Below are 22960 nucleotides of genomic sequence, written 5' to 3' on the forward strand. Positions count from 1 at the left end.
CCGGCGTCTCAGCCGGCCGCGTTGTCCACGCGCATCCGCACCTGCTCCTCCAGGCGCCGCAGACTGCCGTCGAGCGCGTCGGACACCGCCTGCTCGCCCGGGTCGTGACCGTCCTCGAAGAAGGACAGGTGCACGGTCACCTCGCTGGCACCGCTGCCGATGCCGGCCACCTGGAGCCAGCCGGCGTAGCTGCCCTGCCCCCGGCTGCCCCACTCCAGACGCATCTGGTCCGGCTCGGACCGCAGCAGGGCCGGCATGTCCTGGCCGGAGCGGTCCTCGTGCACGGTGACGGCCGGCGGGTCCTCCACATCGACGTGCAGGGCCTCCGGGAGCCAGGCGTCGAACTGGGTGACGTTGGCCGCCTGGTCGAAGACCTGCTCGGGCTGTGCGGGCATCGTGCGGGAACATTCGTACTCTGTCATGGTCGTACCGCCCCTCCGGTGGGAAGTCGTACCCCGACCGCGTGCCCCATCGACAGCGACCGAAAAGGCCCCACGTCGCGCAGCGGGGGAGCGTCCGACCGGCGACGCCCGTGCTGCCGGAGCATGCGCCCGCCGGCGGACGCCCAGGCCCTCACCGCGTGGCCGGCTGTGTCTTCCGCCCTCTCCACTGCGCCAGCGCGTGGGCCCGGTGGTCGTGCTCGAAGTCGGCACCGAGCGGCCCGACCCGGTCTACCGCCTCCTTCGTGCGCGGGTCCCCACGCCGGACGAGTCCGTACGCGGCCTCGAGACGCACGCGTTGATCCTCGTCGCCGACCAGGGCGGCCAACGCCTCGGTGACGGCGGGCGTGCGGTCCGCCGACTGGGCCAGCGTGCCGGCGGCCTCGCGCCGTACCTCGGTATGCGCGTCCCCGGTCCGGAGGATCAGTTCCGGGACGGCTTCGGGGAAGAAGGCCGAGGCGTACCGCAGGACGTTGCACGTCCTGATCCGTACCTCGGCGTCCGGGTCCCGCAGGAGGCTCAGCAGTGCGGCGGTGATGGCCTGCGGGAGGGGGCCGTCGGCCGACGAGAAGGCGTAGGGCACCTCGCGGCGCACGCGCTTTCGGCCGGTGCGGCGAGTGGGGGGTCCCCCCTGCTCGAAGAGCTTGGGGGAGCGTGCCGGGCGTCGCGACGGGGCGAACGTTGCCTGCCGCGGCATTAGTGCCCCGAGGCCGGCACCGGGCGGTCCGGCCCGGGCCGCCGTTACGCCACCGCGTCGCGCGCCGTCCGCTCCACCAGCGAGATGCCGTCGCTCATGGACGCGCTGCCGTTCGACAGGACCGCGACCAGACAGCGGTGCCCCTTCACGGTGACCTGTCCGACGCTGTTGACGTCCCACAGGCCGGTCGTGTTGCGCTGCAGCCAGCCGTTCTTCAGTGCCCGCTGGGAGCCGGGGCCGGAGAGCGCCGAGACTCCCCAGGTCTGCTCGGGTGCGACCTGGCTCATCAGGGTGCGGAGGTAGGCCCGGGAGCCGGAGTTCAGCGCGGCGGAGCCCGCGTTCGCCGTCTTCCCGCTGTCGAAGACGGCGCGGAGCAGCCGTATCTGGTCACTCGCGGTCGTCCGGGTCAGCCCCCATTTGGCGCCCGGGCCGCCGGTGGTCGAGGTCAGCCCCAGCCGCTTGTTTGCCGCGGCCAGACCGGGTGAGCGGCCGATCTCCCGCCACAGGGCGTTGGCAGCCGCGTTGTCACTGCGCTGGATCATCGGCTCGGCGCGCCCGCGTTCCTCGGCGGTCAGGTGCCGTCCCGCGTCCTGCGCCTTGAGCAGCAGCGCCGCGAGGATGTCGACCTTGACGATGCTGGCGGTGTCGTACGCCGTGTCCGCCCCGTGGATCACAGGTGTGCGGCCGGCGCCGTCCAGGTCGAGAACGGCCGCCGTCGCGTGCGCCGCCTTCCCCTGGCCGGGCGGGGTACCGGCGGCGGCCGCCGGTGCCGGGGACAGCAGGCCGAGGGAGAGCAGGGCTGCCACCGAAGCCGCGAGGGCGCCGGCCTTGGAGCGTGCGGTGGGGGAGGGGTGGGACGACATGGGTCATGAACGTAGACAAAATGTGCCCCCGGCGACGTGGCTCCCGTCACTCCGAACCCGGTTCAGCCCGAATTGTGAGAAGAGCCACCGTTGGGGCGCATCGCGTGGCCCGGTCGCTCCCGGGGCGGCGTGTACACGCGGCCGGGTCGCCGTCCTCGCTTATCGTCGGCCGGACACGGACATCCGGAGTGATAATGAAAAAAACGGATGAATTGGTTGGTGTGGCCGAGGGTGTGGCGGTCGTACCCGTCATTCCGCCCCTGCGCCGCATCCGGCCGCGGTCGGTGGGCGCCGCTCTCACGATCGCGGCCGGTGCCACGGTCGTGCTCCTCCTCACCGGCACACAGTGGCTGAACCAGCCGGCCGTCCAGGCCTGGCGCACCGTCTGCCTGGCGATCACCATCCAGGCGCTCCCCTTCCTCCTCCTCGGCACCGCCCTGTCCGGCGCCATCAACGCCTTCGTACCGGCCGACCTGTTCACCAGGGTGCTGCCCCGCCGGGCCGCTCTCGCCGTGCCCGTCGCCGGAGCCGCGGGCGCGGTGCTGCCGGGCTGCGAGTGCGCCTCCGTACCCGTCGCCCACAGCCTGATCCGCCAGGGCGTCACCCCGGCCGCCGCCTTCGCGTTCCTGCTGTCCGCGCCCGCCATCAACCCGGTCGTGCTGACGGCCACCGCCGTCGCCTTCCCGGGCAGTCCCGCGATGGTGGCCGCCCGGCTGCTCGCCTCGCTCGCCACGGCGGCCGTGATGGGCTGGCTGTGGCTCTGGCTGGGCAGGGAGAAGTGGCTGCGGCCCGCCCTGCGCCACCGGCACACCGGCCACCAGCACGGCCACAGCCGCTGGAGCGAGTTCCGCCTCGGCTTCCAGCACGACTTCCTGCACGCCGGCGGCTTCCTCGTCTTCGGCGCCATGGCCGCCGCCACCTTCAACGTCACCGTGCCGCGCTCCGTCCTCGACACCTTCTCCGGCTCGCCCTGGCTGTCGGTGCTCTTCCTGGCCGCGCTCGCCGTACTGCTGGCGGTCTGCTCGGAGGCCGACGCCTTCGTCGCGGCCTCGCTCGCCGGCTTCTCACCCACCGCCCGGCTCGCCTTCATGGTCGTCGGCCCGATGGTCGACCTGAAGCTCATCGCCCTGCAGGCGGGCACCTTCGGGCGTGCCTTCGCCTGGCGGTTCTCCACGGCGACCACCGTCGTGGCCGTCGCCGCGAGTGCCCTGATCGGGGGCGCGCTGCTGTGAAACGCCCAGTTCAGTCACTGCTCCTGTCGCTGACCGGCATCGGCCTGCTGCACGCGGCCCTGTTCACCGACGCCTACCTGCGGTACGTCAAGGCCGGGCTGCGTACCCCGCTGATCGTCTCCGGCGCGGTACTGCTGCTGCTCGGCCTGGCGGGAGCGGCCACCCGGGGCGGGCGCCGGGACGCTGCGGACGCGGGCCACGAGCACGGCCACGACCACTCCGGCACCCCGCGCATCGCCTGGTTGCTCTTCCTGCCGGCACTGAGCCTGCTCTTCTACGCCCCGCCCGCCCTGGGCGCCTACACCGCGGCGCGTTCGAGCGACCAGCCGGTCACCGTGCAGCGGGGATTCGCTCCGCTGCCCGCGACCTCGCCGCTGCCGCTGACCCTCACGGACTTCACCAAGCGCGTCCAGCAGGACCGCAGCCTGGCCATCAGGAGCCGCCCCGTCCGGCTGACGGGCTTCGTCACCCCGTCCGAGGAGGACGACAGCTGGTACCTCACCCGCATCATCTTCACCTGCTGCGCCGCGGACTCACAGACGGTCAAGGTGCGGATGTACGGCACCGAGGCGCCACCCGCCGACACCTGGCTGGCGGTGACCGGCACCTGGCATCCCCACGGCGCCCTCGGCACCCGGGCCGCCGAGGCGGCGCTCGACGTCATGGACGTCCGCCCCATCGCCCAGCCGGTGAACGCCTACACCGACGACCTGCCACTGCGTCCGTCCTGACCCACGCCCCCCGCCCTGCGTGATGCCGGAAGCCACGGTGGAGACGGTCCGCCGGGCCGTGAGCCGGCGCGTCCTCGCCGGTGCCGGCACCGGCGCCCGGTGCTCTGCGCCCGCCAGCCCGAGTCCCCCCGGCGTCCCCGCCTCGCCACCGCCGAACGAGAGCCGCCCGCGCAACCTGGCGAGCCCGGTGGACTGACCGGCCGGGCCCACTCGGCCCACGGTCCCGTACGGGCCGCCGGCCCGGGCTGAAGGCGCCGTCCACCGCCACAGCCGGGTGCGGCGCGCCGCCGGTTTCCGCAACGGACTCCACGACCGCGGGCGAGCCGCTGACCGGTCCCGCCGCCACAGTGCCACCCGGCGCGCACCCGACGGCACGCCGCTGGGCGTCGTCAGCCACTCGGACCTGCTGAAGGCGATGTCGCTGCGGGACGACGCGGGTCGTCACCGAGGAGGTCCGGCGCGGGGTCGCCGTAGGCCTTTTCGGCCTCCACACAGCCGCGATCCGGAGGGAGGTGCACGATGGTGTTGTGACCCTCGGTGGCCGAGTCCGTGGCCGGGTCCGGGAGACCGTCCTGGTGCCGCTCGCCGTCCGGCTCGCGCCCTCCGTGCCGGGCGTGGAGGACGTGCGGTACGCGCTGACCGGACCGGCCGCGGCACCCGGACCTCGACCCGGACGTGCCGGACGACCGAGCGGACCACAACGCCGGGAGGCCAAGCCGCCGGCGCACGAGAGGAGGCGGTGACGATGACCCGGACACCTCCCACGACGGTCACCGCGAAACGGCTGTGGCGCTGGCGGCGCAACCCGCTTCGACGGCACAGCGACGTCGTCGAGGCCTGGATCGTCCTGGCCACCTGGGTGCTCGTCCTGGTCGGGGGGGCCTTCGCGGGCGTCGTGGCGGCACACGCCTCCGCCGCGGCGTTCTCGGCACGCCAGGCCAAGCTGCACGCCGTGTCCGCCGCCCTCACCGACGACGCGGCGAGGACACCGCCTGCCGGGACCGGATACGACGACGGGCGGGTTTGGGCCACCGTGCGCTGGACGGACGCGGACGGCTCGGTGCACACCGACCGGGCGAAGGTCCTCCCGGGCGCCCCCGCCGGAAGCCGGATGACGGTGTGGACGAACCGGGCGGACCGGGTGGTCTCGGCACCCGTCACCGGAGCCGCGGCCGACCTGCAGGCAGCCCTCACCGGAGCCCTGGTGGCTCCGTCGGCCGCTGCGGCCGTCTGGGGCGCGGGCTGGGTCCTCCGCAGCCGGCTCATCCGGCGGCGCATGGCCGAGTGGGACGAGGAGTGGAAGCAGATCGGGCCCCGGTGGGGAAACCTCAGCGGCACCTGACCGACCGCTGTCGGGCCGGTGCTGTCACTCCGCGCCGGCCGCGACGAAGTCGGCAGCGCGGCCCGGGGCCGGGAACGGCACGTCGAGGACGTCATGACATGAAAGGACGGGAAGGGCCATCCGCTTCTCGCGGATCCTGATTGCGCGGTGCGCGGTTCCCGTCCGCTTCCCCGCGTCTGTCTCGGGTCCTTCCCGCCACTACCAGCACACCACGGAAATCGCCGGCCCACCAGGGCCCACCGGCCCTGGACCCGCAGCCGTGCGTGAGCTGCGGGCGGCGCCGGCTCACATCCGGATCCCCCTCACCCCCGCATCCCCCGAAGGGGTTGTTCAGCGGGCTTCACGAGGCTCCCCGGCGCATGGCCGGAGCGGGGCCGGTGAGACATCCGGGCATGCAGCAACCGACTCCGGGCAGCCCGTTCCCCGCTCAGCGCCTCTCCTCCCCGTCGCCGACCGAGGCCGTCCTCACCGCGGACTTCGCGGACGCCGGACAGTGGGTGGCGGGCCGGTCATGGGCCTATCCCGACGGGGGCCCGGTGAATCCGGGCGACGACAAACTGGACTACCTCGTGCCCGACCCCGCCTACTGCCGCTCCGGAGTCTTCAAAGCCGTCCGGCGGCCGGACGGCAGGTGGAACACGGGCCTGCTGACCACCGAGGGCAGCGAGCAGGACTTCCGGCTCCGGACGGGCGACGTGCTGGAAGCCCGGGTGCGACTGCCGCTCGAGGTCGGAGCGTGGCCGGCGATCTGGACCTGGCGCGACGGCGACCAGGAGATCGACGTCTTCGAATACCACCCGGACCATCCGGACCTCCTGGAGTTCGGCAACCATGTGCGCGGCACCGGCTCCTCCTTCCGCGACGACGCCGTCCGCCCCGGCGCCTGGGTCGACCTGCGGACCGAGTTCGGGGCCCACTCCGTCGTCTGGTGGGTGAACGGCTCGCAGGCCTTCTCGGACCGGCGGGGCGTGGGACGCCGCTGGCACGCCTACCTCATCGTCAACCTGTCGGTCTGCGCAGGCCGCTATCATCCGGCCCCCGCTCCGGAGACGGCCGAGATGTCGTTCGAGGTGAGCGGTCTGGTCGTACGCCGTCCGGCAGCGGACGGGAGCCCGCCGGGCACCGTGGCGTCCGGCGGGGCAGGGGAGGCGGCGGCCCCGGACGGCGCAGCCGGATGAGCGGGCCCCTCAGGCCCGCTCAGGCCTCCAGGGCGTCGCGGACGCTCGGGTAGCAGTCGACGAGGGTGGTGAGGCCGACGATCTCCAGGGTGCGCAGGACAGGCCTGGTGACGGCCGCCAGCCGAAGCCAACCGGTCGCGATGTGGGCCTGATGGGCGGCGATGAGCGCGTTGATACCGCTGGAGTCCATGAAGGCCACGCCGGCGAAGTCCGCGACGGTGCGCGCTGCCGCCGCGGACTCCGCGGGCGCCAGGGCCTGGCGGAGCAGGCCGGAGGTGTGGTGGTCGATCTCCCCGGTCACCGTGACCACGGTGACGCCGTGGACGACGGCACGGCTGATCGCCAACCGGTCCGGTTCTGCCGGTTCCTGGGTGTCTGAAGTGTCTCCCACGCGTCCCTCGACAATGCTCGATGAATCTTTGACCAGAGCTTCCCCCACGGGGTGGCTGCCCCGGATCACGCGAAGGATGCATACCCGCGCCTCCCCGCCTGTCACCGGACCCGTGCGCCACCGTTCCCGCGCGTGCGAAATCGGCAGGCATGTGGGGGGCGAACGCGGGTACAAGCCCGTGCGTGAACGGGGTGACGAAGCAAGTCCGAAGGGAAACGGGCGCCCTCGCCGAAGGGCCCCTGGCGGCGGACCGCGAGCCGCCGCACATCGCGGTGGAGCTGGACGGCGGCGACGGCGGATGCATCGCCGAGGCCCGCGACCGGGCGGGATCCTTCCTCGCCCGCGCGCAGGCGGTCCACGGAGTGCCGGTGACGGCTCGCACGATGCATCTGACGCGGTTGGTGGTCAGCGAGCTGGTCACCAACGCCTGCAAGTACGCGCCCGGCCCGATACTGCTGCGGGTGGGGATCGCCGACGGGGCGGTGGAGCTGGAGGTCTGGGACAGCGATCCCGTCCTGCCCGTGGCCAGGGCCGCGGAACCGGGCCGGGTGGGCCAGCACGGTCTGGAGATCGTGATGGCCGTCGTCCAGGGCTTCGAGGCACGACGGGAGCCGGTCGGCAAGCGCATCACCGCCCGGATCGCCCTGTGGGACGACCCCGTCGGCGGCCTCACGGCGCCCGGCTCCCGCTGACGCGCCGAACGCTGAGGATCCGGCGCGCGGTCACCCGAAGACCGGATCGTGCTGGGCGCGGGCGCGGAGGACCGCGGCACGTACCACGCGCGCGCCCTGGTGGGGACTCACCCGCCGGTCGGCGCGCGGTGGCCCGAGTCCCCAGCATCGCCGGGGAGTTCCTCCCGGGGCCCGCCGACACCCGCTGAGCGGCGTCTTGTCCCGGACCGCCGGACGCACTTCAATGCTCCCTACCTCCCACAGGAGAACACCTGACCCACAACACCCACGTGAAGGGGTTCTTCTTGACAGCCGTACGCGCCACCGCCGTCACCGCCGCGGCCTGCGCCACCGTGCTCGCCGCGGTGCTGCCCTCCTCCGCGATCAACTCGTACAACGCCACACCGGCACCCGAACGCACCGAGGTCGGCGCGCTCGTGGCCACCTGGGACCATGACAACGATCCGGCGACCCCGGACCGCGTCGACTGGGTGTGCTCCGGCACGATGATCGACGCGAACACCTTTCTGACCGCCGCACACTGCACCAGCGACTGGCCGGCCGGCGTCCGCTTCTACGTCTCGCTCGACCAGGACGTGCAAGCGGGGCTCGACGCCGCTGCCAGTCGATACCCGGGGGACCCGGCCGCCCAGGCGAACGCCGTCGCCGTCGAAGGCATCGCGCACACGCACCCCGACTACCCGGGCCCCGCCTCAGATCCGCACGACATCGCGGTCGTCGAGCTGCCCGCCGCCAAGGTCGCCTCCCGCTGGTCCTTCACCCCGGCCGTCCTGCCGACCGCGAACCAACTGGGCGCCCTCGCCCCGCAGGGGCTGAACTCCACCGACTGGTTCGTCGCCGGCTACGGCACGCAGGAGGCGGCCAACGGACCCGGCGGCCAGACCCACCCCGGCGGAGGCGTCCGCATGAAGGCGCCCGTGACGTTCAACGCCCTCAACGCCGCCTGGGTACGGCTGGGCATGACGGCTCCCCAGGGCAACGGCGGCGCTTGCTACGGCGACTCCGGCGGGCCCGACTTCGCCGTCATCGACGGCAGGAACGTCCTCGTCTCCACCACCATCACCGGGGACACGCCCTGTTACGCCACCAACGTCACCTACCGCCTGGACACTCCCGGAGCCCGAGCCTTCCTGGCCCCCTTCGTGAGACTGCCCTAGCGCCGCAGCGCCGGACCGGACCCGGCAGCACCACTGAGCCACCCGCATCACAGGAGTCACGCCCTCGTGGCCGCCTCGCGGCACGGCCCCCGCGCGCACAGAGCCCCCGCCGGATCATCTGGCGGGGGCCGCGGGGTCGGACCGGACGATGACGGGTGCCGTCGGGTGTCGTGTCGTCAGTGCAGTACCTTCACCCGGCTCAGCGCGGCCACACCGAGGGCCGCGAGAGCGATCTGCAGGAGCCATTCGATCCAGTCGACGCCCTTGGTGTCCGCGACACCGATACCGGCCGCGATGGCGGTTCCGATGAGTGCGGCGACGATACCGACCACGACCGTCCACAGGATGCCGATGTGCTGGCGGCCGGGCACGACGAGCCGTCCGAGGACGCCGATCACGATGCCGATGACGAGCGCGCTGATGATTCCGGATATCTCCATGACGGGTAGGCCACTCCTCTGTCGTCGGTGGCGTACGAGTGCCCGTTCGAAATCGCGCCACGCCTGCCGCTGCACGGGGCAACCTTGAGGGAGTGTCAGGTGCAACCGTCGGCGCTCGTAAGGTGTCCACCGTCAGTGAGGGCGCGGCGGGAAGGACGGTGCGCGGTGGATCCCATTTCTGTGGCGCTGCTGGGGGCGCTGGCGGGCGGTGCCGGCGGTGAGGCCGGGCGGCAGGCCTGGGCGGGGCTGAGCGCGCTGGTGCGGCGCCCGTTCCGGCACGGCCGGGTCGGGGCAGCCGATCCTCCCGAAGTGAGTTCCGGCGAGGTGGAGCTGGCCCGTCTGCGGGAGACCCCGGCCGACCCGGCGCGCGCACAGGCGCTGAGCACGGCTCTGGCGGTGCGCGCCGCCGTCGACGCCGGCTTCTGCGCCGGGCTGCGGGACTGGCACGAGCGAGCGCGAGAGGTGCGCACCGGTGAGGGCGACGTACACAACGTGATCAGCGGTGGCACCTTCTCCGGACCGGTGGTGCAGGGACGGGACTTCCACGGCACCACCTTCACCACCTCCCTGCCCCCGACCGGCCCCGACCGTGAAACGCCCCCGGCCGGGGGCTGAGCCGACGAGCGATCGGCCCGCCGCGCGGACGCCGATAGTGTGGCCTGTCGTGGACACGCACTCAGGGCAGGACATGGTGGCCGTCCCCGCGGGACGCGTGACGCTGTCGGACCGGCGGACGGAACGCAGTTGGCCGGTCGAGGTGGCGTCGTTCGAGATGTCCGCCTTCCCGGTCACTCAGGCGTGGTACGCGGAGGTCACCGGTCGGCGGCCGAGCACCGCCCGGGGAGACCGGCTGCCCGTCGAGGGCGTGTCGTGGTGGGACGCGGTCCGGTTCTGCGATGCCCTGTCCCGGCGTGCGGGGCTGACGCCCGCGTACCAGCTGGGGGAGGACGTCGGAACGGCCGACTGGAACACCTCCGCCGACGGCTTCCGGCTGCCGACCGAGGCCGAGTGGGAGCACGCCTGCCGTGCCGGTACCACCGGCCCGCGGTACGGCCGGCTGGACGAGGTCGCCTGGTACCGGGGCAACTCCAACGAGCGGATCCACCCGGTGGGCGGCAAGCTGCCCAACGCGTGGGGGCTCTACGACATGCTGGGCAACGTATGGGACTGGTGCTGGGACGTCTACGACGCGGAGGTCTACGGCGGTTATCGGGTGCTGCGTGGCGGAGGCTGGTCGGACGAGCACTGGAGTTGCCGCGCGTCGGTACGGCGGCGTAGCCATCCCACGTTCCGGATCGACGACGTGGGTTTCCGGGTCGTGCGCTCCACGCCCACGGCAGGTCGGTGACACCCCGTCAGAGCGGTCGGTACTGTTTCCGCGGGCGCGGCGCCGACACCTCGACCGGACCGTCCGCACGATCGGCTCGTTCGCCCGGTAGACGCATCGGCCGGTCCGCGCGCGCCTACACTGGGTGGGCGCGTGTGCGTCGACTGTGACGAGGGCGGAGGGGAGAGGGTCGTGAGGGAGAACGCCGCCGGCTTCGAGGATCCGCCCGCCGAGGTGCTCGCGCAGGCCGCCGCCGCGTTCGGACTCCTCGCCTCCACCGCCCGGCTGCACCTGATGTGGGCCCTGTCACAGGGCGAGAGCGACGTCACGCACCTCGCCGTCCGGGTGGGCGGCGCGCTGCCCGCCGTCAGCCAGCACCTGGCGAAACTCAAACTCGCCGGACTCGTCCGCTCCCGCCGCGAGGGTCGCCGGCAGGTCTACTACCTCGACGACCCGGACGTCGTGACCCTGGTCCGTGCGATGGTGGGCCAGCTGACCGCACGCCCGCGGCCCGCCGCCGCCCCGCTGCACCACCTGCGCGGGATCGGCGGCTGACGGCGGAACCCGGCGCGGCCGTGCCATGAGATGCCTCACCTGTGAATCGCGTGTGGTCTGTCCTGTTCGCGCCCCGGGTTTGTTAGATTGCGCAACTACGCAATCGAGGTGAACCTCCGCTTCACCCGCCTGTCCACCGCCGCGCGAGCCTGGCTGTCCATCGGACGCCCCGGCCTGACGAGCCCGACCGTTCATGGGAGTGGGAGATGAGCGACCCGTGGGACGGGCCCGCAGGTCAGGCAACGCGCAGCCCTGACGGGCGGGTGCCAGGCCCGCGTATGCCCGAGCCTGCCGGGACGCGTCCGCCCGACGGCCGGGCCGCGACCCGTGCGGCCGCCCGCCAGCGTGGCGGCCGGCGAGCGGCCGGGGCCCGTCCGGTGCGCCGCGGCAGGCGGGTGCTGAAGATCCTCGGGACATGCCTGTCCGCGATCATCGTGGTCACCGCCGGTGCCGGCTGGTGGTTCTACCAGCACCTCAACGGCAACATCCACAGCGTCTCGCTCGACGGCAAGGGCGGCACGGAGAAGGCCGACGCCTTCGGCCGCACCCCGATCAACATCCTGGTGATGGGCTCGGACGGCCGTACCAGCAAGAGCGACTGCAAGCTCGGCGGCGGCTGCTCGAAGACCGGCGTGCAGACCGGCAGCAACGCGGATGTGCAGATGGTGCTGCACATATCCGCGGACCGCTCCAACGCCACCGTGATGAGCATCCCCCGCGACACCATGACCAAGGTCCCGGCCTGCAAGGACAGCGAGTCGGGCCAGTCCACCCACGGTTACTACGGGCAGATCAACAGCGCGCTGGAGTACGGTCCCGCCTGCCAGGTGGCCACCGTCCACCAGCTCACCGGCGTCCCCGTCGACCACTTCGTCAAGCTCGACTTCTCCGGCGTGGTCAAGATGTCCGACGCGGTCGGCGGCGTCCCCGTGTGCGTCAGCGACGACGTCTACGACACCTACTCGCACCTGAAGCTGTCCAAGGGCACCCACACCCTGAAGGGCGTCGCGGCCCTGGAGTTCGTCCGCTCCCGGCACGGCTTCGGCGACGGCAGCGACCTGGGCCGGACCATCTCGCAGCACATCTTCCTCAGCGCGATGATCCGCAAGTTCAAGAGCGCGGGCACGCTCACCGACCCCAGCGCGGTCTACGCCCTCGCCGACGCCGCCACCAAGGCGCTGACCGTGGACGAGGGCCTGAGCACGGTGAAGAAGCTGGCCGCGCTCGCGGCCGATGTGAACAAGGTGCCCACCAAGCGGATCACCTTCACGACGATGCAGACGGCCCCGGACCCCACCGACGACAACCGTGTGGTGGTGGGCGCCGGCGCGAAGGCCCTGTTCTCCACGATCGCCCATGACCAGCCCCTGACCAGCGGCTCCGGCAAGAAGTCCGCGGCCTCCGCGACCGCGAAGGCCACGGCCACCGCCTCGGCCGTGCCCCCGGCCCAGATCGCCGTGACGGTGGAGAACGGCACCGCCATCACCGGCCGCGCCTCCGCCGTCGCCACCGCCCTGACCGGGCAGGGCTTCAGCTCCGCCACGACCACGGCCAACGCGCCGAACCCCGCGGCCACCACCACCCTCACCTACGGGACCGGCCGGAAGACCGAGGCCCGGACGGTCGCCAAGGCGCTCGGACTGTCCGACTCGCATCTGACGCAGGGCACCGGCCCGGGCCTGACCCTGGTGGTGGGCAGCGACTGGCCCGGCGGCACCAGCTATCCGGGCGGCGGCCCCTCGTCCACGCCCGCCGACACCGAGGCCGCGGTCTCCAACGCCCACGCCTCCACCGCCGACCAGGCCAAGACCTGCGCCAAGGTCAGCCCTTACCGGACGGTCAGCCTCAACGGCGTCTCCATGACACCGGCCCAGGCCTACGCGGCGGCACGGAGCAAGCCCGACTCCGACGAATGAGGAACGTGTCCCGGCCGGCCGTCGGCGCGCGGGCCGGGGACTCGGTGTCAGGGGCTGGCGATGTCGAAGCCGTACCGCACGGGCCCGTCGGTCACGGTGTAGTCGCGGCGGTAGAGGTACACCGCTTCCACGCGCACGCCGCCGGGCGACTCGGCCTCCACCTCGCACGGGTACGTCACCTGGATCACGCGCGGCCGGTCGGAGACCTTCATCCGCAGTCCGTCCGCGGGCCCTCCGTCGAGCACCGCGAGCTCCCAGCCGGTCACCTCGGTCGTCTCCACGGCGACAGTTTAAGGGTTGCGCAAGTATCCGCCGCGTGAGGCGGGTCACGGGTGGCCGGTGGACGATCACCCGACAGGCCCGCCACCGGCGGGAGCCGTGACAGGCAGGGGGCGCCGGCGGACGGGTGGGACGCTTTCGGAACCCGCGATCCGTCAGCGAGGGCGCGGGCCGCTCAGATCCTGCGCCAGCGTGCGTTGCACCACGAGAAGACACCGAACGCGGCGAGGCCGAGCGCGACCAGGGCGAGCAGCCACGGACCGGCGGGCAGATCCCGGAAGGAGCGCAGGGTGTCGTCCATGCCCTTGGCCCTGCCGGGCTGGTGCTGGACGGCCGCGACGACGGCGAACACACCGGCGACGGCGAACACGATCCCACGCGCCGTACCGCCCGTCACCCCGAGGAAGTCGGAGACCTGCTCCGCCCGCCGTGACATGGCCTCGGTCCGCAGCTCCTTCCGGAACCTCTTCCGCACGGCGAGGACCGCGATCCACAGTCCGGCGATCACCACGGCCGCACCCGCGATGCCGACGATCCACTGGCCGCCGGGCCACTTCAGGATCAGGGCGGTGACATCCTCGGTGTGCTTGTCGGAGGAGCCGCTGCCGCTGCCCCGGTCCCCGGCCGCATAGGACAGCACCGAGTACGACACAAAGGCGTAGAAGAGGAAACGGCCGGCGTTCGCCGCCCGCTTGGTGAGCTTGGAACCGGCGGGGCCCGTGCCGCCGAAGACCGCCTCCGACAGCCGCCACAGGCCCATGCCGGCGAGCGCGATCCCCACGATCCACAGCATCACCGACCCGAACGGCTTGCCGGCCAGTTCCCCGAGAGCACCGCCGCGATCGGCCTGCTGACCTCCGCCGTCACCGTCGAAGGCGATCTGCAGCGCGATGACGCTCACCAGTACGTAGATCAGCCCCCGGGCGGCGAAGCCCGCCCGGGCCGCGGTGGCCATCGCCGTGCTGTCAGCCGCCCGGCGGGCCCGGAACCGTCCATGCAGTGCCCATGCCTGTGTGCCCATACATCGCCGATGCCCCCGCGCCACTGTCCGACACCTGCTCGATGCCTCCCTCGCCGCGCACGCCGTGCTACCCGGGCCGCTGCGAGGCGGCCGCGGTGGGGCGCAGGTCGGCGAGGGTGAGGGGATGGACCGGAGGGTCGGGGAGGGCGAGGCGTGACGTGGTGTGCAGGCGGAGGTCGACGTGGAGCAGCTCGCCCGGTTCCATGAGCCGCCAGTGCGGGTTCTCGTCCAGGGGCTCGCTGGCCACGACGACCGCGGGACGATCGCCCAGGGCCGCCGAGCGTACGCGCAGCCGACCGTGGCGGCCGCTGTGATCCAGATGCCGCGATCCATGATGACCGCCCGCGGGACGCTGGAGCACGTACAGCTCGTGGGTGGCGGGATAACGCAGGGCCCACAGATCGGTGGGAGTGACCAGGATGATGTTGAGGGCGTACAGGGGCAGGTTCGCGGCGGTCCAGCGGGCCGCGGAGACGATGCCCGCGGACACGTCGCCGCCGTGCGCCGCGGTCTCCCGGGTCACCAGGGCGAAGAACCGCTCGGAATCGGTGTCGCCGCGCACCAGTGAGCGGTCCGCGCCCAGCCGGCGGTCGAGTGCGTCGAGGCCCTCGATCACGCCGTTGTGCGCGAACAACCGACCCTCCATCTCGAAGGGGTGGGTGTTGCGCAGGTCCAGACCACCGGTCGAGGCGTAACGGATGTGGGCGAGGAAGGTGGCCGACTCCACCTCCCGGGCCTCCTGGGCGAAGTCACGGTCCTCGTAGGCGGCGATCGGGGCCTTGTGCACCTCCGGGGCGCCGTCCACGGCGAAGTAGCCCAGCCCCGTGCCGTCGGGTTCGCGGTGACTCTGTGCGCTGAGACTGTCAGGGGCGTCCAGCAGCCAGAACGTGGCGTACGTACGCAGGGGAGAGCTGCTCAGCCCGAAAAGACGGCACACGGCATCCTCCTTCGCCTCGGACCGGCATCGGAGACCGACGGCTCCACCACCATGATCCCGCGCACGGCGCACCCTCGCATGCGGCGTGCGCCGGGGCAGGACTTGCGCCGGCCCCGCAGCCGTGCGGCACAGACGCGGGCCGCGCCGTTCTCGACCGCCGCCCGACGCCGCCCGACGCCGCCCGCCGCCGCCCACGCCCGACGCCGGGCGACGACGCCGAAGACGATGGCCGGCGGACCCGGGGACGATGTCCAGGATGACAAGTCCGGCGATGCCGCAGCACAGGCTCACGATCGCCGGGCCATGGGTACGCGAACGGGCAGAGGCGGCAGCGGGACTGCCGTAACTCGCCGTGAGCGCCGCACGGTTGCCGGCTGTCCGGACGCTTCCCTGCCGCCGGCACGTCCCGGCGGGCCGGCCCGGACAGCCGACGATCTCGTGAGGAACAGGCATGCATGCAGACTGTCCGGGTAGACGGCGTTTCGTTGACGACACCGGCAGCAACAGCACCGATCCGGGAGGGGAACCCCATGACAGCGCAGACCGTGGCGGGCCAGGACACGCGGGCGGCAGTCGAGTTGCCCGAACTCGCCGACCCGTCGAGCGTGGCCCCCAGGGATGCCCGCGCCTTGTCCAAGGTGTTCTTCGACCAGCTGGCGTTGCTCGAGGAGGGAACCCCCGAGTACCAGTACGCCCGCAATACGCTGATCGAGATGAACATGTCCCTGGTCCGCTTCGCGGCGGCTCGTTTCCGCAGCCGTGGGCCGGAGGAGATGGAGGACATCGTCCAGGTCGGCATGATCGGCCTGATCAAGGCGATCGACCGGTTCGAGCTGTCGCGGGAGGTGGAGTTCACCTCCTTCGCCGTCCCCTACATCGTGGGTGAGATCAAGCGGTTCTTTCGTGACACGTCCTGGGCCGTGCACGTCCCGCGGCGCCTGCAGGAGGCCCGCGTCCAGCTGGCCCGCGCCACCGAGGAACTGCGCAGCCGGCTGGGCCGTACCCCCACGGTCAAGGAGCTGTCGGAGCTGATGTGCCTGACCGAGGATGAGGTCGTCGAGGCCCGGCTGGCGGCCAACGGCTACAACTCGGCTTCCCTGGACGCCGCGATCAACAGCAGTGAGGACGGCGAGACCGCGCTGCAGGACTTCATCGGCACCGAGGACACCGCGCTGGAGCTGGTCGAGGACTTCCACGCGCTGGCCCCGATGATCGCCGAACTCGACGAACGGGACCGGCTGATCCTGCACCTGCGCTTCGTCGAGGAACTCACGCAGGCTCAGATCGGCGACCGCCTGGGTGTCTCCCAGATGCATGTGTCACGACTGCTCTCCCGCACGCTCAAGCGGCTCCGGGAAGGACTGCTGACGACCCACTGACAGAGCCTTCGGCCCACGGAGCCCGCCGCTCGTGCGGCGGGCTTCGAGCGTGTGCGGCAGAACCGGCCTACGTCCCCGCGCGGTCTCACCGGAGCGTGCCCGTCTCGCGGGCGGCGGCCGAACCCCGTCGTCTCAGGCGGAGTTGTCCGCCAGGCGCCGGAGCACGTCGACCGCCCGGTGGGCCTGCTCATACGGTACGAAGAGGTGGTCGTGATGGAAACCTGCGACGACGTTGCAGCTCAGGCCCGCGTCGGCGAGGGCGCGTGAGACCGCGGCGGTCAGTCCGATCGCGTCCAGCGCGGAGTGGGCGCGCAGGGTGATCCATCCGGCCACGTAGTCGTACGCCATCGCCGCCGCGTCCGCATCCGCCTGCGGCACCACGAGGGTGAGACCCTCCTGCTCGGCGACCGTGACCACGGGGGTGACGCCGGAGGGGACACCGCCTTCGGCCATGGTGAAGACATAGCGGCCCGGGTTCAGCTCCGGACGCATGCCGCTGAGGAGTGTTCGCAGATCAGTCTCGCCGGTCATGGCCTCACATTACGTTCCGTCGGTCCCCACGGACGCGCATGCGGCCAGTGACGGCATGGCGTCATGACGTCTCTCGCGGGTCGGCGGCCGGCGGGTACGGGCCGCAGGAGGTGCCGGCCCGCAACAAGGTGAACGCCGCGCTGCTCGCGGGTCGCCTGCGACCGACGCGGCAGCTGGCCGAGATGAAGCAAACCGTCCCCGTGAGCGCGGAGGTCCAACGGCTGTGGCCCGGCGGCCGATACGGGCTCGGCCTGGCCGAACGCCCCCTGAGCTGCGGAGGAACCTACTGGGGCCACGAGGGCGGCTACATCACCATCAACGGGGTCACCGACGACGGCAGGCGAAGCGCCGTGGTCTCCATGTCCGAGGCGCGCGGCGACACTCCGGAGCACATCCTGGACCAATCGAAGACTGCCGCGTCAGGGCCGGGCAGGGCACCACGACTTCACGTGACCCCGATGGACGGCCGTCTGACGGCTCACTCAGCATCATGGAGGTGCGGGCATCAGCCACGAATACGTGACGCCCCGACATGCGAGCCCACCAGTCTCAACGCCGGTTCGGGGCGCCAGGTGGCAACGAGGGCCGCGGCGAGGAGGAGTTCGGCGATGTCGCCGCCGTAGTACATGATCTCCGCGCCGCCCTGGACCTGGGGGACGGGAGCGTGGATGTCGACCCAGAATCCGCCGTACATCAGCTGCGCCATGACGGAGTGCGCGGCGATGGCGCAGCCGAGGCAGACCAGTCGGGCACGCACGCCGAGGCGGCGCGGCGCGGGGTCGGGACCGGCGATGGCATGGGCGAACAGACACCCGGACAGCAGGAAGTGCGCGTGCAGCAGCCAGTGTCCGGCCGGGTGGGCCATGGCCGCGTCGAAGAGCGGCGTGAAGTACAGGACCGCGAGGCTGCCCGTGGACAGCGACAGGGCCACGGCGGGGTGAGCGAGAAGACGGGCCGGGCGGCTGTGCAGGAAGGCGGTCAGGCGGCGGCCGTGGGACACGGGAAGGGTGCGCAGCAGGAGGGTCACCGGGGCACCGAGCACGAGTGCCAGCGGGGCGTACATCCCGATGAGCAGGTGCTGGGCCATGTGTGCGCGGAAGTCGTTGTGGGCCAGGGACGCGACGGGCGGGAGCAGCGCCACGGACAGCAGGGCGAGGCCGGCGAGGAAACCGGCGCCGCGCCAGAGGCTCCAGCCCAGTACCGGGTTGCGCTGCCGCGCCCGGTGGGCCAGGAACACATAGCCGACGGCACAGAACAGCAGGGCGGCCGTCGGCAGCAGGATTTCCAGCGGGCTGCCGTCCGCCGGGTGATGCACGTGCGGTGTGTCCTCGTGCATCAGCCGACGCGCCCCGCTCGCCCGGCGTCCGGGATCGCGTAGCCGACCGGCCGTCCACCCCGCTGGAGCAGCCAGCCGCCCGCGAGCAGCAGGGCCCCGAGGACGAGGAAGCCCATGTCCCACCACACTTGGTGCGGCCCGCCGCGGACGTGGTGGATGCCCAGGATCTGGTGGTCCAGAATGCCCTCGACAAGGTTGAAGATGCCCCAGCCGGCCAGAATCCAGCCCCACAGGACCCGCGAGGCCCACACCCGGCGCCGGTCGGCCGTCACCCGTGAGTACAGGATCGCCAGGCCGGTGAGTACGGCGATCCAGCACACGGTGTGGAAGACGCCGTCCCACACGGTGTTCATCTCCAGCCCGGAGACGGTGTGCGGGTCGTAGTACTTCACACCGATACGATCGTGGTTCGTGCTGGTGAGCATGTGGTGCCACTGCAGGAGCTGGTGCAGCAGAATGCCGTCGACGAACCCGCCCAGCCCCACCCCCAGCACGATCCCCGGCAGCTGAAGGCTGGTCGGCGCGGTTTCGGCCCTCGTTCCGCTCACGCTGGTTGCCATGACCCTCGTCTCCGTCGGTGTCGGCCGTCCCTATGAGGAACTACCAGTTCCCCGGCCCCAGCGCCGTACCACCCTCGGCCATATGCGGACACCTGAGATGCCCCTCATGCGGCCCCGGCGAAGAAGTCCCCCAAAGAGGACGCGAGCGCCTCGGGAGCCTGTTCCGCCACATGGTGGCCGGAGTCGATGCCGTGGCCACGGACGTCGACGGCCCAATGCCGCCAGACCTCGAGCGGATCCCCGTACAGCTCCTCCAGGTCGTCCCGCAGCGACCACAGGATCAGCGCGGGGCACCGGATCCGTGCTCCTGCGGCCCGGTCCGCCTCTTCGTGCTGCCGGTCGATGGTCAGGCCGGCCCGGCAGTCCTCCAGCATCGCCCGCACGACCGCGGGATTCCGGGTGGCCTGCCGCCACTCGTCGTGGTTCTCCCGTCCCATGCTCCGCGGATCGCCGCGGTACCAGCTGTCCGGATCGGCGTTGATGACCCGCTCCGGGATGTCCGGCTGGGCGAAGAAGAACCAGTGCCACCACCGCGTGGCGAACTCGGCCGTGATACGGGACAGGTGTTCGCTCAGCGGCAGGCAGTCGAGGAGAGCCACCCGGGAGACCGCAGCGGGATGGTCGAGGGCCAGCCGCAGTGCCACCGGGCCCCCGCGATCGTGCCCGGCGAGGGCGAACCGGTCGTGGCCGAGGGCACGCAGCACCGCGATCACGTCCTCGGCGACGGCTCGCTTGGCGTACCCGCTGTGATCGGGCGTGGGCTCCGGCCCCCGGGACCGACCGTAGCCGCGCAGGTCCGGGCAGACGACCGTGAAGCCGCGCCGGACCAGCCGCGGGGCGACCCGGTGCCAGGTCGCGGACGTGCGCGGATGGCCGTGCAGCAGCACCACCGGTGGGCCCTCGCCGCCGTAGCGCACGAAAATCGACGCGTCGTCCGTCTGCACCTGCCGGACCTCGAACCCCTCGAACACGAGCACACCTCCGCGTTGCCGACATGGCGAGCCGGCCCCCCCGTGGATTCGAGGTGGAGTGGCTCCGCCCGCCCAGGGGTACCCCGCCCTGCGAAGAGAGCACCTGCGCCCGGCGGCGGTGGTGCCTCCGGCTCAGGCGAAGGGCGGGTGACCATGCCCAGGACCGAGGACGACCTCAGCGGCGACGCGGTCGACATCCACTTCATCGGCAACGCGACCGTGCTCCTGCGGCACGGGCCGCTGACCCTGCTCACCGACCCGAACTTCCTGCACCGCGGCCAGTACGCCTATCTCGGCCACGGCCTGGTGAGCCGGCGGTTGACCGAGCCGGCCGTCGGACCGCGGGAACTGCCCCGTCTCGACGGGATCGTGCTGTCCCATCTGCACGGTGACCACTGGGACCGTCAGGCCCGCCGGCACCTGGACCGCACCGTTCCGGTGCTCACCACACCCCATGCCGCGCGCCGGCTCAAGGTGTTCCACGGTTTTGGCCGGACCGCGGGACTGCGCACCTGGCAGGGAATCACCCTCTCGCGGGGCGGGGTGCAGGCCAGGATCACCGCGCTGCCCGGCCGGCATGCCGGCGACCGGGTGCTGCGAGGGCTCCTGCCTCCGGTGATGGGCAGCATGGTCGAGTTCGGCCCCGTCGGGCGTCCGCCGCGGCTGCGGCTCTACATCTCAGGCGACACGCTGGTGTACGACGGCCTCGACGAGATCGCCGAGCGCTTTCCCGCGGCCGATCTCGCCGTCCTGCACCTGGGCGGCACCCGGCTCCCCGGCGGATTCGTGGTGACCATGGACGGCGCGCAGGGTGCGGAACTGTCCCGGCGCCTCGGGCCCCGCAGCATCCTGCCCGTGCACTACGACGACTACACGGTGATGCGCTCGCCGCTGTCCGCCTTCCTGGCCGAGGCCGACAGACTGGGACTCGGCGACCGGATAGTCCACTGCGGTCATGGCGGGCGGGCCCGGCTTGCGGCCGCGCCGGGAGCGGTTCCCGTGGTTCTGTGACCGACGACGAGACGCACGTGCGGTATGCGGACGTGGACGGGGTAACCGGAACGGCGACGGGCCGACGAACTGTCACGAGGAGCCGCTGATGACTGATGACGCCTATCTGTTTCTCGTCGAGGACCCGGCCACGCCGCTGGGCGTTCCACCGGCCGCCGTGGGTGAGCTGTCCTGTATGGAGACGGCCTCGGTGCGTGCCTGGCTGGACGCCCAGGGTGTGCCGGCGACGTCCCCGCAGCTCCGGGTGGTGCCTCCGGAAGCCACGCAGGACATTCCCGGGAACGCGGAGCGGCTGCCGGTCCCGTTGAGCGACGAGGAACTGAGCCGACTGCGGCACCGGACGGCTCCGGAGGCCGCCGCCGCGGTCGAGAACGAGCTGCTCGCCTACCGCGACTGCACGGACGGCCGCGACGAACTGCTCGCGCGGGCGCTGGCCGCAGGTGTCGCCCCGCACCGCATCGCCGAACTCACCGGCGAGGACCTGGCCGCGGTGACAGCCGCGGGCCGCTGAGAGAACGGCTCCGCTGCCACCGGCGCGATCGGACCGGTTCCCAGGTCAGGAGCGCGTTGACCCGTGGACGGCCGAGGGCGGCCGGATCTCAGCGGTTCGGGTGGGGGGCCCGAATGCCGGCTGCACGCTCGGCGGCGGCGTCGTGGACAGCGGCACTCAGGCCGTCCGGGCGCCGGTGTATAGCCACCGGGAACCGGTGGTCGCCGCTGCGGCGGGCGAGGACGGCTTCTCGGCCGCGGCGGCCGGCGGGTGGCCGGGTGTCGTCCCAGGCGGCGGGGAGGTGGTCCCCGCCGCTGCGGCGTGGCGGGGCCGCACGCCGCCCAGGCGTGCCCGCGAGGGCCCGCGTCCGGGTCGGCCCGCGGGCGAAGGGGCGAAGAGCGCGGACGTGCGTGCGGAGCGCGGCGACCGCGGCCCTGATCGGAACCGGCCGACCGTTGCCAGGTCGACGCCAGGTCGACATGGCGGCCGGAATGGCGCAGGGTTCACCCATGTCTGATCTCCCCGAGCCGTGGCCGGCCGGCTACCGGAGCCGATCGGCGACCACGGCCGATGCGCAGGCGGTTCACCGCATGGTCACCGAGTGCGAGCTCGAGCTGCTCGGCCGCGCGGTGACCGGCTTCGACCGCATCGCCGCCGATCTCGGTCCGATGGGCCGGGAACCGATGTCCGACACGGTGCTCGTACGCGACGCCAAGGGCGACCTGGCCGGCTGGAGCCGAGTGAAGGGGCGGCGGGCCAGGGTCCATGTACACCCTGATCACCGGGGGCGGGGCCTGGGCCGTTCGCTCCTGGACTGGGCCGAGGCGCGGGCCGGGCAGCTGGGGGCCGACCGGCTCTCCCAGTCGGTTCCCGACAGCGATCACCTGGCCGGCGCGCTCCTGCGGTCCAGCGGGTACCTGCCGCTGGTCACCGAGTGGTTGCTGGCGATCGCGATGCCCGACGAACCGGAGGTGCCCGAGCCGCCGGCGGGTGTCACCGTCCGGCCGTTCCGCCCCGGTGACGAACAAGCGGCGTACCAGGTCACCGAGGACGCGTTCGACGAGTGGCAGCAGCGGCGCAAGACCTACGCGGAGTGGGCCCGTCTCACGGTCGAACCCGCGACGTTCGAGCCGGCCGCATCCCCCGTGGCGTTCGCCGGCGGCCAGATGGTCGGTGTGGTCCTGTCCTCGGACGTCCCCGGCAGCGACGAAGGGTACGTCGAGCGGGTCGCGGTACGAAGCGACCACCGCACCCGGGGGATCGCCCGCCTGCTGCTGCGGGAGGCGTTCCGCACCTTCTACCACCGGGGGAAGCGGACCTGCACGCTGTGGACGCACACGGACACCGGCGCGCTCTCGCTCTACGAGCGGATCGGCATGACCGTCCAGCGCAGCTCCACGGTCTACAGCAAGGCGCTCACCGTCGAACGGCGTCCGCCCGGACCTGCCGGAGCACCGCCGCCCGGGGTTCTCTAGGATTTTCGG

26 protein-coding genes and 1 pseudogene are annotated in these 22960 nt (G+C 72.3%); 15 read left to right on the forward strand and 12 right to left on the reverse strand.

Features of this window, described 5'->3' with window-relative positions; translation table 11 throughout:
- Positions 1-8: 8 nt before the first annotated feature.
- The 3 genes from AC07C1_RS22555 to AC07C1_RS22565 form a co-directional block, all read right to left on the reverse strand.
- Positions 9-422 carry an SRPBCC family protein gene (locus AC07C1_RS22555; RefSeq protein WP_478941518.1) on the reverse strand — a complete coding sequence of 138 codons (414 nt, stop codon included), beginning with the start codon at positions 420-422 and terminating at the stop codon, positions 9-11.
- 151 nt (positions 423-573) lie between these two features.
- Positions 574-1035 carry a HEAT repeat domain-containing protein gene (locus AC07C1_RS22560; protein WP_478941520.1) on the reverse strand — a complete coding sequence of 154 codons (462 nt, stop codon included), beginning with the start codon at positions 1033-1035 and terminating at the stop codon, positions 574-576.
- Between the two features lie 146 nt (positions 1036-1181).
- Positions 1182-2000, reverse strand: coding sequence for a serine hydrolase (locus AC07C1_RS22565; RefSeq protein WP_478941522.1), 819 nt, complete (start codon positions 1998-2000; stop codon positions 1182-1184).
- A 194-nt stretch (positions 2001-2194) separates the two neighbouring features.
- On the opposite strand from AC07C1_RS22565, the gene AC07C1_RS22570 reads away from it, so the two are divergent.
- The 5 genes and pseudogenes from AC07C1_RS22570 to AC07C1_RS22590 all read left to right on the forward strand — a co-directional run bounded on the left by AC07C1_RS22570 (position 2195) and on the right by AC07C1_RS22590 (position 6483).
- Positions 2195-3232, forward strand: coding sequence for a permease (locus AC07C1_RS22570; protein WP_478941523.1), 1038 nt, complete (start codon positions 2195-2197; stop codon positions 3230-3232).
- Positions 3229-3963 (forward strand): TIGR03943 family putative permease subunit, encoded by a 735-nt coding sequence (locus AC07C1_RS22575; RefSeq protein ID WP_478941524.1) that lies wholly within the window; start codon positions 3229-3231, stop codon positions 3961-3963. The genes AC07C1_RS22570 and AC07C1_RS22575 overlap by 4 nt, the downstream gene beginning before the upstream one ends.
- A gap of 494 nt (positions 3964-4457) precedes the next feature.
- A pseudogene (locus tag AC07C1_RS22580) lies at positions 4458-4706 on the forward strand (BON domain-containing protein); the annotation flags it as partial.
- Positions 4707-4708: 2 nt separating this feature from the next.
- The gene (locus AC07C1_RS22585; RefSeq protein ID WP_478941526.1) at positions 4709-5305 is read left to right on the forward strand and encodes an Rv1733c family protein; all 597 of its coding nucleotides are present in this window, start codon (positions 4709-4711) and stop codon (positions 5303-5305) included.
- Positions 5306-5697: 392 nt separating this feature from the next.
- Complete coding sequence (locus AC07C1_RS22590) at positions 5698-6483, forward strand: LamG domain-containing protein (protein WP_478941527.1); 786 nt, start codon at positions 5698-5700, stop codon at positions 6481-6483.
- Positions 6484-6502: 19 nt separating this feature from the next.
- Here AC07C1_RS22590 and AC07C1_RS22595 read toward each other — a convergent pair whose 3' ends face one another.
- Positions 6503-6874, reverse strand: coding sequence for an STAS domain-containing protein (locus AC07C1_RS22595; RefSeq protein WP_478941528.1), 372 nt, complete (start codon positions 6872-6874; stop codon positions 6503-6505).
- Between the two features lie 182 nt (positions 6875-7056).
- On the opposite strand from AC07C1_RS22595, the gene AC07C1_RS22600 reads away from it, so the two are divergent.
- Together AC07C1_RS22600 and AC07C1_RS22605 are read left to right on the forward strand one after the other, a co-directional pair.
- Positions 7057-7566, forward strand: a complete 510-nt coding sequence (locus AC07C1_RS22600) for an ATP-binding protein (RefSeq protein WP_478941530.1) — start codon at positions 7057-7059, stop codon at positions 7564-7566.
- A 284-nt stretch (positions 7567-7850) separates the two neighbouring features.
- Positions 7851-8723, forward strand: coding sequence for a trypsin-like serine protease (locus tag AC07C1_RS22605; RefSeq protein ID WP_478941532.1), 873 nt, complete (start codon positions 7851-7853; stop codon positions 8721-8723).
- A 176-nt stretch (positions 8724-8899) separates the two neighbouring features.
- Here AC07C1_RS22605 and AC07C1_RS22610 read toward each other — a convergent pair whose 3' ends face one another.
- Positions 8900-9163 (reverse strand): GlsB/YeaQ/YmgE family stress response membrane protein, encoded by a 264-nt coding sequence (locus tag AC07C1_RS22610; RefSeq protein ID WP_478941534.1) that lies wholly within the window; start codon positions 9161-9163, stop codon positions 8900-8902.
- A 165-nt stretch (positions 9164-9328) separates the two neighbouring features.
- On the opposite strand from AC07C1_RS22610, the gene AC07C1_RS22615 reads away from it, so the two are divergent.
- The 4 genes from AC07C1_RS22615 (at position 9329) to AC07C1_RS22630 (ending at position 12961) form a co-directional block, all read left to right on the forward strand.
- Positions 9329-9778 carry a hypothetical protein gene (locus AC07C1_RS22615; protein ID WP_478941536.1) on the forward strand — a complete coding sequence of 150 codons (450 nt, stop codon included), beginning with the start codon at positions 9329-9331 and terminating at the stop codon, positions 9776-9778.
- A 73-nt stretch (positions 9779-9851) separates the two neighbouring features.
- Complete coding sequence (locus tag AC07C1_RS22620) at positions 9852-10511, forward strand: formylglycine-generating enzyme family protein (RefSeq protein ID WP_478941731.1); 660 nt, start codon at positions 9852-9854, stop codon at positions 10509-10511.
- A 171-nt stretch (positions 10512-10682) separates the two neighbouring features.
- On the forward strand, positions 10683-11045 hold the full coding sequence (locus AC07C1_RS22625; protein WP_478941538.1) for an ArsR/SmtB family transcription factor: 363 nt from the start codon (positions 10683-10685) through the stop codon (positions 11043-11045).
- A 206-nt stretch (positions 11046-11251) separates the two neighbouring features.
- A complete protein-coding gene (locus AC07C1_RS22630; RefSeq protein ID WP_478941540.1) occupies positions 11252-12961 on the forward strand; it encodes an LCP family protein in 1710 nt (569 codons plus the stop codon).
- A gap of 47 nt (positions 12962-13008) precedes the next feature.
- Here AC07C1_RS22630 and AC07C1_RS22635 read toward each other — a convergent pair whose 3' ends face one another.
- From AC07C1_RS22635 to AC07C1_RS22645, 3 genes are all read right to left on the reverse strand, one after another.
- Positions 13009-13242 (reverse strand): hypothetical protein, encoded by a 234-nt coding sequence (locus tag AC07C1_RS22635; protein ID WP_478941541.1) that lies wholly within the window; start codon positions 13240-13242, stop codon positions 13009-13011.
- A 173-nt stretch (positions 13243-13415) separates the two neighbouring features.
- On the reverse strand, positions 13416-14195 hold the full coding sequence (locus AC07C1_RS22640) for a DUF1206 domain-containing protein (RefSeq protein WP_478941543.1): 780 nt from the start codon (positions 14193-14195) through the stop codon (positions 13416-13418).
- A 133-nt stretch (positions 14196-14328) separates the two neighbouring features.
- Positions 14329-15198: a class II glutamine amidotransferase gene (locus tag AC07C1_RS22645; RefSeq protein ID WP_478941545.1), complete on the reverse strand. Its 870-nt coding sequence runs from the start codon at positions 15196-15198 to the stop codon at positions 14329-14331.
- 530 nt (positions 15199-15728) lie between these two features.
- Here AC07C1_RS22645 and AC07C1_RS22650 point away from each other — a divergent pair.
- Positions 15729-16577: an RNA polymerase sigma factor SigF gene (locus AC07C1_RS22650; protein WP_478941547.1), complete on the forward strand. Its 849-nt coding sequence runs from the start codon at positions 15729-15731 to the stop codon at positions 16575-16577.
- Positions 16578-16709: 132 nt separating this feature from the next.
- On the opposite strand, the gene AC07C1_RS22655 is transcribed toward AC07C1_RS22650, so the two are convergent.
- The 4 genes from AC07C1_RS22655 to AC07C1_RS22670 all read right to left on the reverse strand — a co-directional run bounded on the left by AC07C1_RS22655 (position 16710) and on the right by AC07C1_RS22670 (position 19975).
- The gene (locus AC07C1_RS22655; protein WP_478941549.1) at positions 16710-17108 is read right to left on the reverse strand and encodes an ACT domain-containing protein; all 399 of its coding nucleotides are present in this window, start codon (positions 17106-17108) and stop codon (positions 16710-16712) included.
- Positions 17109-17613: 505 nt separating this feature from the next.
- Positions 17614-18444, reverse strand: a complete 831-nt coding sequence (locus tag AC07C1_RS22660) for a cytochrome c oxidase assembly protein (RefSeq protein WP_478941551.1) — start codon at positions 18442-18444, stop codon at positions 17614-17616.
- Positions 18444-19004 (reverse strand): DUF2243 domain-containing protein, encoded by a 561-nt coding sequence (locus tag AC07C1_RS22665; RefSeq protein WP_478941553.1) that lies wholly within the window; start codon positions 19002-19004, stop codon positions 18444-18446. The genes AC07C1_RS22660 and AC07C1_RS22665 overlap by 1 nt, the downstream gene beginning before the upstream one ends.
- A 104-nt stretch (positions 19005-19108) precedes the next feature.
- Complete coding sequence (locus AC07C1_RS22670) at positions 19109-19975, reverse strand: alpha/beta fold hydrolase (protein ID WP_478941555.1); 867 nt, start codon at positions 19973-19975, stop codon at positions 19109-19111.
- A gap of 153 nt (positions 19976-20128) precedes the next feature.
- On the opposite strand from AC07C1_RS22670, the gene AC07C1_RS22675 reads away from it, so the two are divergent.
- The 3 genes from AC07C1_RS22675 to AC07C1_RS22685 all read left to right on the forward strand — a co-directional run bounded on the left by AC07C1_RS22675 (position 20129) and on the right by AC07C1_RS22685 (position 22951).
- Complete coding sequence (locus tag AC07C1_RS22675) at positions 20129-20986, forward strand: MBL fold metallo-hydrolase (protein ID WP_478941557.1); 858 nt, start codon at positions 20129-20131, stop codon at positions 20984-20986.
- An 88-nt stretch (positions 20987-21074) separates the two neighbouring features.
- Positions 21075-21497 (forward strand): DUF6003 family protein, encoded by a 423-nt coding sequence (locus AC07C1_RS22680; RefSeq protein WP_478941558.1) that lies wholly within the window; start codon positions 21075-21077, stop codon positions 21495-21497.
- Between the two features lie 488 nt (positions 21498-21985).
- The gene (locus AC07C1_RS22685; RefSeq protein ID WP_478941560.1) at positions 21986-22951 is read left to right on the forward strand and encodes a GNAT family N-acetyltransferase; all 966 of its coding nucleotides are present in this window, start codon (positions 21986-21988) and stop codon (positions 22949-22951) included.
- Positions 22952-22960 lie beyond the last annotated feature (9 nt).

Source organism: Streptomyces sp. NPDC045022, from assembly GCF_056432605.1.